The 7849-nt window shown below is 35.5% G+C and carries 9 protein-coding genes; 3 read left to right on the top strand and 6 right to left on the bottom strand.

Annotated features, from left to right (window positions below):
- Positions 1 to 306: 306 nt before the first annotated feature.
- Positions 307 to 858, bottom strand: a complete 552-nt coding sequence (locus tag KI369_RS26270) for a GNAT family N-acetyltransferase (RefSeq protein ID WP_212958405.1) — start codon at positions 856 to 858, stop codon at positions 307 to 309.
- 259 nt (positions 859 to 1117) lie between these two features.
- On the opposite strand from KI369_RS26270, the gene KI369_RS26275 reads away from it, so the two are divergent.
- The gene (locus KI369_RS26275) at positions 1118 to 1882 is read left to right on the top strand and encodes a DUF817 domain-containing protein (RefSeq protein ID WP_212958407.1); all 765 of its coding nucleotides are present in this window, start codon (positions 1118 to 1120) and stop codon (positions 1880 to 1882) included.
- A gap of 123 nt (positions 1883 to 2005) precedes the next feature.
- On the opposite strand, the gene KI369_RS26280 is transcribed toward KI369_RS26275, so the two are convergent.
- Together KI369_RS26280 and KI369_RS26285 are read right to left on the bottom strand one after the other, a co-directional pair.
- Positions 2006 to 3043, bottom strand: a complete 1038-nt coding sequence (locus KI369_RS26280; RefSeq protein ID WP_212958409.1) for a DUF4003 domain-containing protein — start codon at positions 3041 to 3043, stop codon at positions 2006 to 2008.
- Between the two features lie 217 nt (positions 3044 to 3260).
- Positions 3261 to 3737 carry a DinB family protein gene (locus KI369_RS26285; RefSeq protein WP_212958411.1) on the bottom strand — a complete coding sequence of 159 codons (477 nt, stop codon included), beginning with the start codon at positions 3735 to 3737 and terminating at the stop codon, positions 3261 to 3263.
- Positions 3738 to 3918: 181 nt separating this feature from the next.
- Between KI369_RS26285 and KI369_RS26290 the strand changes: the two genes are divergently transcribed.
- Positions 3919 to 4410: a DinB family protein gene (locus tag KI369_RS26290; protein ID WP_212958413.1), complete on the top strand. Its 492-nt coding sequence runs from the start codon at positions 3919 to 3921 to the stop codon at positions 4408 to 4410.
- Positions 4411 to 4518: 108 nt separating this feature from the next.
- On the opposite strand, the gene KI369_RS26295 is transcribed toward KI369_RS26290, so the two are convergent.
- From KI369_RS26295 to KI369_RS26305, 3 genes are all read right to left on the bottom strand, one after another.
- Positions 4519 to 4995 carry a DUF2690 domain-containing protein gene (locus KI369_RS26295; RefSeq protein ID WP_212958415.1) on the bottom strand — a complete coding sequence of 159 codons (477 nt, stop codon included), beginning with the start codon at positions 4993 to 4995 and terminating at the stop codon, positions 4519 to 4521.
- Positions 4996 to 5012: 17 nt separating this feature from the next.
- The gene (locus KI369_RS26300; RefSeq protein WP_212958417.1) at positions 5013 to 5525 is read right to left on the bottom strand and encodes a YjfA family protein; all 513 of its coding nucleotides are present in this window, start codon (positions 5523 to 5525) and stop codon (positions 5013 to 5015) included.
- Positions 5526 to 5826: 301 nt separating this feature from the next.
- Positions 5827 to 6720: a LysR family transcriptional regulator gene (locus tag KI369_RS26305; protein WP_212958420.1), complete on the bottom strand. Its 894-nt coding sequence runs from the start codon at positions 6718 to 6720 to the stop codon at positions 5827 to 5829.
- 123 nt (positions 6721 to 6843) lie between these two features.
- Here KI369_RS26305 and KI369_RS26310 point away from each other — a divergent pair, with 123 nt between their 5' ends.
- The gene (locus KI369_RS26310; RefSeq protein ID WP_212958422.1) at positions 6844 to 7809 is read left to right on the top strand and encodes a quinone oxidoreductase family protein; all 966 of its coding nucleotides are present in this window, start codon (positions 6844 to 6846) and stop codon (positions 7807 to 7809) included.
- Positions 7810 to 7849 lie beyond the last annotated feature (40 nt).

The raw sequence follows: 7849 nt of genomic DNA on the forward strand, positions 1-7849 counted from the left end.
GTATGGGTATATGATAAATTATAAAAAAGTTAATTTCAATCAATATGTCTTTCTTTCACAAATTTGAAACAAATAAAGTGAAACTTTAATCAGTGGGGGGTTGTTCATCCCCACTGATTATTAGTTGAACCAATCGGACATTAACGGACAGCCCGACTCCCACCTAACTTCTTTACTCCAACTAAATTTTGAGGGGGGAGTTTTACTGCCCGTTAACGCGGGATAAATTCAATCAACATACTGTAAATTTTCGCTAATTACCATTGTATCTCCTGCATACTACATATATAATTTCGAATGTACTTTCTAACCTTGCAGCTCTATCCATTCATCCCGCAATATCCCCATAATGATACGATCAAAACACTTCCGATCTCTTTGTACCGCTTCTCTCATACAACCTTCCATCTGAAAACCCATCTTTTTATATAACTCAATAGCAGCTTTGTTATAAGAAATAACATCCAGACCGACGCGGTGCAAATTCAATTCATAGAAAGCATATTTTAAGATAAGATGGATCGCTTCTCTTCCATATTCCTTTCCTCTATTATTTGCATCTCCTATACCAATGGCTAATAAACCCATTCTGTTATTCCACTCTATGCCATGAATTGCAACAAAACCAATTAGGCGATTTTCTTGAACTGTCCTTAACATGAAAGAAACACTATTTGATCTCCGTCCCTTTAATAGCCCATCACTCGCTATTTCCTGTAACGATTGCGGAAATGCTACATCTGTATCGACATTTCTTAAATATTCACTATCTTCTTGCCAGTTAGCCATTATTTCAGCATCTACTTCTCTCATAGCTGCTAATTTAATTGTTTTATTTTGAAAAAGATTCATTGTCATTTCAAACTCCCCTTTATTAAATAACAGGGATAATTATTTCAGCCTATTTATCCCCTTGTTCCATAAACTGTTTTTTAAACGGGATACTTACAATAAGCGCTGACATTGGCACATCTCCTCTACATTAAGTTAACTTCATTTTACATTTTTTCACTTTTCCAAACAAACCAATTATTGTGTTCTATTATTTAGAACTATAGTATACTTAATTATTCTTCAGAGTATTCAATTAAAACAAGAAATTATAGAAGGTGAAAACATGTTTTATGTAAAACAACTACTCTATTTTACTTATGAACAAGCATTATCCTGTTTGTTCCCTGCCGTTATTTTTTTAACACTTGCCCTATCAAAAATCATTTCTATCCCAGGGTTATACCGCTACGATTTCATACTCATCGTATGTCTTCTTATGCAGTGGATTATGTATAAGACTGGACTTGAGACGAAAGACGAGTTAAAAGTAATTACTGTTTTTCACCTTATCGGGCTTTTACTAGAAATATATAAAGTTCATTTCGGTTCATGGAGTTATCCAGAAGAGGCATATTCAAAAGTTTTTGGTGTTCCGCTTTACAGTGGCTTTATGTATGCAAGTGTTGCCAGTTACATATGCCAAGCGTGGAGAAGATTGCATTTACAAATGTACCATTGGCCGAAAGCCATTTTTGCCGTGCCATTAGGAGCAATGATTTACTTCAATTTTTTCACGCATCATTTTCTATACGATTTTAGATGGTTCTTAACTTTACTTCTATTCATCGTTTTCTTTCGGACATTTGTGGAATTTTCATTACGAGGTGTTACATATAAAATGCCGCTCGTTCTCTCCTTTTTTCTTATCGGGTTCTTTATTTGGATTGCAGAGAACATCGCAACATTTTTCGGAGCATGGCAATATCCAAATCAACAGGAAACGTGGAATCTCGTTCACTTAAGCAAAATTAGCTCATGGTTTCTACTCGTTGTTATTAGCATTATGATTGTTACACAACTTAAACATTTGAAAGAGTCGAAAAAATAATGCTGATTATGTAAAAACAGTCAGCCCATCACTCATTAGAGAGTGATGGGCTTTTTTAGTAATATTTTTTAAACCGTCCTTATCAAAGGAGTTATAATTTCTAAGAGCATAAACAGTTACACATTATGAACTACTACTAGCAGAAGAGGTTGCTACAGATGAAGCGGCAATCGTTGCCATCATAGCTGCCTGTTGTGCTTGTATGAGGACTTCTATCATAGTTTGTAAACCTGTGTTGGTAGCCTTACTTTCCTCACCTTTCTGACTTACGAACAGTTGAATAGCAATAAGAATATTCGCATCTGTATGCCAACGGAATAATTTCTCCCCCTGCAATTTTTCAATCAACGCTTTAATAGAATGAATCTCTTTTTCTCCATCTTCAAGTAACGCTAATAGCCCGATTGCTGGATAATGCATCTGTTTCACTTTTACCTTTTCTTGTTTTAACAAATTCCATATGTTTGTACATGTTGCAACTAATATTTCTTCCCTGACATCCTTCTTTAGTGAAAGAATATGACTCAAAAATTGAAGATCATTCCCTTTACGCAAACCAGCTTTCGCTAGTTTCTGATAAAGACGCTCTACACGGTCCATGAGTGTTTCTACATTCTCTGATTGTCCGGCTAATAAAACCGCGAGCGGATAATCATTTGTACCTGTAAGAAAAAGATGATCCTCTTTCATACGTTTATATACTTGCATCGAACGCTGAATGTGCGTGCCATGTTGTTCATTATCTTCTGTTAAAAGCACAGCTGCTGCAAGATAAGTAAATATACTCCGGCTAAAACCACCAGCGACCAATTGTTCATATAAATCTAAAAAGTTTTGAAAAGCTTTCTTGTAATCTGTAAAGTGAATATCTAATGTTGCAGCCACTACAAAGCGATGATAAGACTTTAAATATGAAAACATCCCTACCTGATTTTTAATATAACTACTAATTTCTAGAAAACGTCCGAGATCAAACAATTTATCACTACCTGCATACATAGCAGCAATCATCATACCTGTTCGCGAATCACTCGTTTTCCATTTTAGTTCTCCCTTTAACTGTCCATATGTATGTGTATATTGGTCCAACTTTTGTTCTAATGTAATCATAGTATTCACCCCTATTTCTAGTTCTTCTCTTTTATTATACGTATATTCCATATTTAGGAATACTATAATTAATAATCACACCATAAAAACGATAAAATTTCTTTACCCCTATATATTAGTTTCTTCTCCTTCTTCATCAGCATCACGATGATAATTCCTAAACCTTCAAGAAGTTATACAAAAAAGGTAGATAATAATTTATCTACCTTTTTGTATATATATTATTTAACAATACATCTGTCATTTTGCTCGTTATATGCAATTCAAACTAAAAAGCCTTAATAATACGCTCCATCGCCTTCATTTGCCCAATATGATCAGCTTCATGATAAAGCATCATACCGTATAGCTCCCCTACTGTTTCCAGTCCTAGGAATGGCTCTGGCAATTGATTTTCAAATGCTTCTGCTGGAATTTCGTTAATACGTTTCGCTTGTTCTTTTAATTGAGCCGTTAACACTTCTAACGATGGTCCTTCTGTTTTCCATTTAGATGGTCTTGATCCATATCCAAACATGCCTGGATATTCAGTTGGTAATTGTTTGAATTCTTTTCCAAACATGAAAACTTCTGCTGCCGTTAACACATGACCGATATGCCAGCGAATTGTATTGTTAAAACCCTCTGGCTGTGTATCCACAGTTTTATCGTCTAGCGTCTCCATAAATTTAAGCAATTCCCCGCGCGTTATTTCAAATTGTTTTAAGCCAACTAGTCTATTCATTTGATCGTTCCCCTTCTTCATGTATCATTTATTATGAACTAAGAATGTTCAATTTATTAAAGTTTCACCTTGTTTAATCTATCAGAAACAATGAAGAAATACATCTAATATGCTTAGTAAAAATAATAAAAAGGTTCACCTCTCGTACATATAGAATTACTTACTACACAAATAGTTTAAATAAAAGAGGAGTGTCAATTACATGTTACATATTTTAAAACAACAATATAATCTTATTAGCTCTACAAGAGAAACTCTATTTTCATTTTTGGAAGAAATCCCACTAGAAAAATTACATAGCACAGTTCCTAATTTCGGAAGCGGTAGCATCATAAAGACACATATTCATGTAGCCGATTGCTATCGATACTGGCTTGGATCGTTCGCATTTAAGCAAAAACGAGCAGATTTTTCATTTGCTAGTGATGATGAAATTGAGCATGCAGATGTCGAGAAAATCCGTGCTAGATTTAAGTTAGTAGATGAGACTGTACAACGTTTTTTAGACGAATACAATGACCGTTTGCTTGAAAATATAGCAAATGAAGTGAAATGGCAAAAAGAACCTTGGAGTACAACACCGCTATGGCTTTTAACTCATACAGAGACACATGAGTTTCATCATAAAGGACAAATTGTATCAATGGCCAGACACCTTGGATACACTCCTCCTGATACAGACCTTATTAGTTAATTCAAAGATCCCGATTACCAGAATGATTAAAATGAATACAGATCGAGCATGTTTTGTGTTCCAAAACATGCTCTTTAAATATGTTATCTTAAATTTTTTATAATACCATCAATACCAAATAGTCTCCGCATAATTATAAGCATCACTATTCGGAATGGCATGTTTCCCCTGTGCTTGCGCCTTTCTTGGATCTAAATCATATACCATTGGTGTATAGCATGATGTTTGCCCTTTATTTACAACACCATTTCCTCCAGTACTTCCGCAAGTATATGCCTTTCCATCTGTTTTTCTAACAATCCTTGCATCAGCTTCGTTATTATAAACCGCTGCACGCGTTACAGTAACTTTTGCCCACGCTGTTTTACACGTCGTGCTAAATTTTAATTCCACATAAGAATTTGAATCAATCCACTTCTTCTCTTTCGTTACTGCTGATTGATCACAACTATTGTAATACGGACTTTTCCCATCATACGAATGATCTTCCGCATATACTTTATCATTATTGGTCGTAATAAACACACTAGTTACAATGAGCAACGCTAGACAAAGACATGCGCTTACTTTTTTAAAAAGTTTCATAGAATTCCACTCCTTTATTAATAACGGCCAGTTTTCCCGTAACCATTATTAAACGTAACTGCTTCAGCATCTGCTGTGTATCCGAAATCAGCAGTTAAATCAAATACCATTCCTGTATAAGTGCTCGTTTGACCTGTTTTGATTGTGCCGTTCCCCTGGTTAGAAGTAACTGATTTTTGGAACACACCATTTTTATATTTATTTACAACTGCGTACGCATACACTCCTCCAGAAACAGCTGGTGCTGGTTGATCTAACACAAACTTAGCCCATGCTGCATGACATTTATTACTGTAACGTAAATACACTGTCCCTACTTTTTTACTCCCTTCGTATACCGCCGTAGATTTTGCATTAAATCCATCTGCATCACACGTTGTACTTCCCCCGTATACTTTCGTTGTAGCTGGATTTTTCCCGTCATAATAACTACTTAAATCAGTAGCTGCAAATGTACTTTCTTGAAAACTAAATAATACCCCTACACTCGCTACACTTAGCACACATACTTTCATTAACTTTTTAAACATTGTAAATCTCCTCCCTCAAAATAAGTACGTATAATAAAGACAATCTATCCCCTATGTACGCCCCTCCTTTCATGCTTCCTAGAGGCATCTTACAGAAACGACTAAACGTTGTAAATTTCCTTATGATTATTGGAATATACGAAGAAATTTACGTATCCGTCTAAGAAAAAAAGTTGAGAAATACACATGTTTTAGCATTCTTTATTTAAAACATAAAAGAACCGATACTCGTTTCATGCAAGCATCGGTTCTTTATACAAAAGTGCCATTTTTCTTTTATATAAAATAAATATTTCTCCACTTAATCTGTTGTAAAAAACTCCCTCGTCACATCAATAAATTGCTGCAGTGGCGCTGTCATCCATTTATCTTTATGCCAAGCAATTTGTGTATAAATCGGTGAAATTGCATTTTCTAAATGTAACTCTTCTATCGTCCTCTCTCGTATATCTTTTTCTACTACTATTGCTGGTAACACAGCTATACCTAAATCTGCAATCACACATTGTTTAATTGCCTCTACACTAACGAACTCAATTTTATTTGCTGGATACACATCTTCTATGCGAAATAGTTCTTCAAATAAAGTCCGGTACGAGCAACCAAGCTCCGTTAGTAAAAGTGTCTCACTTTCTAAATCTTTTATAGAAACGGAAGCTTTCTCGAGTAAGTGATGCCCTGAAGCAGCTACTACTTTTAATTCTTCTTTCATAAGCGGCTCCACATGTAAAGCATCTTCTGTTTTACATTCGTCCAAAATAAATGCAAGATCCACTTTCCCCTCCATCAATTGTTCTTTCGCATCTTTATTGGAATGCGCTGGTTTAAATATAAGCTTTATTTGAGGAAACTGTGCTTTAAATCTCTTTAATATAGATGGGAGCCTGTACGTACACTGACTCTCTTGCGCACCAATTATTAACGTACCAGCTATTTCTTCATCATCTTTCACAGCCATTTTCGCTTCGTTACTAAGTGCAATCATCTTATCAGCATATAATTGAAGCTTCCTGCCCGCTTCAGTTAAGAAAAGACGTTTTCCTAATCTTTCAAATAGCGGCGTACCTAGCTCAGCTTCTAACGTTTTAATTTGCGCTGTTACGCTCGATTGGGCAAAGTTTAATTTCTTCGCAGTTTGTGTAAAGTTCAAAGTATCCGCGGCTACTTTAAATGTAATTAATTGTTTTATCTCCATTTACTATTCCCTCTTTTCAATCGATATTTCCGATTGATTCCATCGAAATAATCCTCTTTGTCTATTGATATTTGTATTGTATGATAAAGAGCATCGACAAACAATAAAATGGAGGTATTCCATATGAAAGCACTTTGTTTCGAAGCATTCGGAGACGCTGATGTACTACAATATAAAGAAATACATGATCCAATCATAAATCCAAATGAAATTCTTATCCGTACGAAAGCAATCGGTTTAAATTTTGCTGATATTTATAGACGCCGCGGTGATTATCATCTCGCTGGCAATCCGCCCTATATATTAGGTTATGAAGGTGCTGGTATTATTGAAAAAGTAGGAGCTGACGTTACAACTATCAATCCTGGAGACCGTATTGCATTTGCTGATGTTCCATTTGCAAATGCAGAATTAGTTGCCGTTCCATCAGAAAAAGCAATCCCACTTCCGGATTCTATTTCTTTTGAAACAGCCGCTTCTGTCTTATTACAAGGTCTAACAGCACATTATTTAACGAAAGATAGCTATCAAATAAAACAAGGTGATATAGCTTTAGTACACGCTGCGGCTGGCGGCGTTGGTCAACTTCTTATTCAAATGATTAAACTACATGGCGGAACAGTAATTGGTCTTACGTCATCAACCGAAAAAGCCAAAGTAGCCACGTTAGCTGGGGCTGATCACGTATTTTTATATACTGAAAAATGGCATTCAAAAGTTCTTGAAATAACAAACGGCACTGGAGTAAATGTTGTATATGAATCAGTAGGTTCTACACTTGAGGAAAGTTTTAGCGCTACTAAAATTGGTGGTACTGTCGTATTTTACGGAATGGCTGGCGGTAATCCTGCTCCCGTTGATCCACGCATGCTTATGGATACTTCAAAAACTTTAACTGGCGGAGACCTTTGGAACGTACTTACTACCTTTGAAGAACGCAAGCAGCGCTCTACTCAATTATTTGATTGGATCACTACTGGAAAATTAAACATTGCAAGTCCTACTACATTCGCTTTACAAGACGGTGCTCGCGCCCATGAATTATTAGAGTGCAGAAAAAGTACAGGGAAAATTTTATTAATCCCATAATCGTTCCAATAAAAAAAGGAAAAATAAACATATAAAAGAG

The sequence above is a fragment of the Bacillus sanguinis genome (genome assembly GCF_018332475.1).
Lineage (GTDB): Bacteria > Bacillota > Bacilli > Bacillales > Bacillaceae_G > Bacillus_A > Bacillus_A sanguinis.

Coding starts and splice junctions, on each gene's coding strand:
- KI369_RS26270 (WP_212958405.1), bottom strand. CDS start 858: ATGACAATGAATCTTTTTCAAAATAAAACAATTAAATTAGCAGCTATG.
- KI369_RS26275 (WP_212958407.1), top strand. CDS start 1,118: ATGTTTTATGTAAAACAACTACTCTATTTTACTTATGAACAAGCATTA.
- KI369_RS26280 (WP_212958409.1), bottom strand. CDS start 3,043: ATGGAATATACGTATAATAAAAGAGAAGAACTAGAAATAGGGGTGAAT.
- KI369_RS26285 (WP_212958411.1), bottom strand. CDS start 3,737: ATGAAGAAGGGGAACGATCAAATGAATAGACTAGTTGGCTTAAAACAA.
- KI369_RS26290 (WP_212958413.1), top strand. CDS start 3,919: ATGTTACATATTTTAAAACAACAATATAATCTTATTAGCTCTACAAGA.
- KI369_RS26295 (WP_212958415.1), bottom strand. CDS start 4,995: ATGAAACTTTTTAAAAAAGTAAGCGCATGTCTTTGTCTAGCGTTGCTC.
- KI369_RS26300 (WP_212958417.1), bottom strand. CDS start 5,525: ATGTTTAAAAAGTTAATGAAAGTATGTGTGCTAAGTGTAGCGAGTGTA.
- KI369_RS26305 (WP_212958420.1), bottom strand. CDS start 6,720: ATGGAGATAAAACAATTAATTACATTTAAAGTAGCCGCGGATACTTTG.
- KI369_RS26310 (WP_212958422.1), top strand. CDS start 6,844: ATGAAAGCACTTTGTTTCGAAGCATTCGGAGACGCTGATGTACTACAA.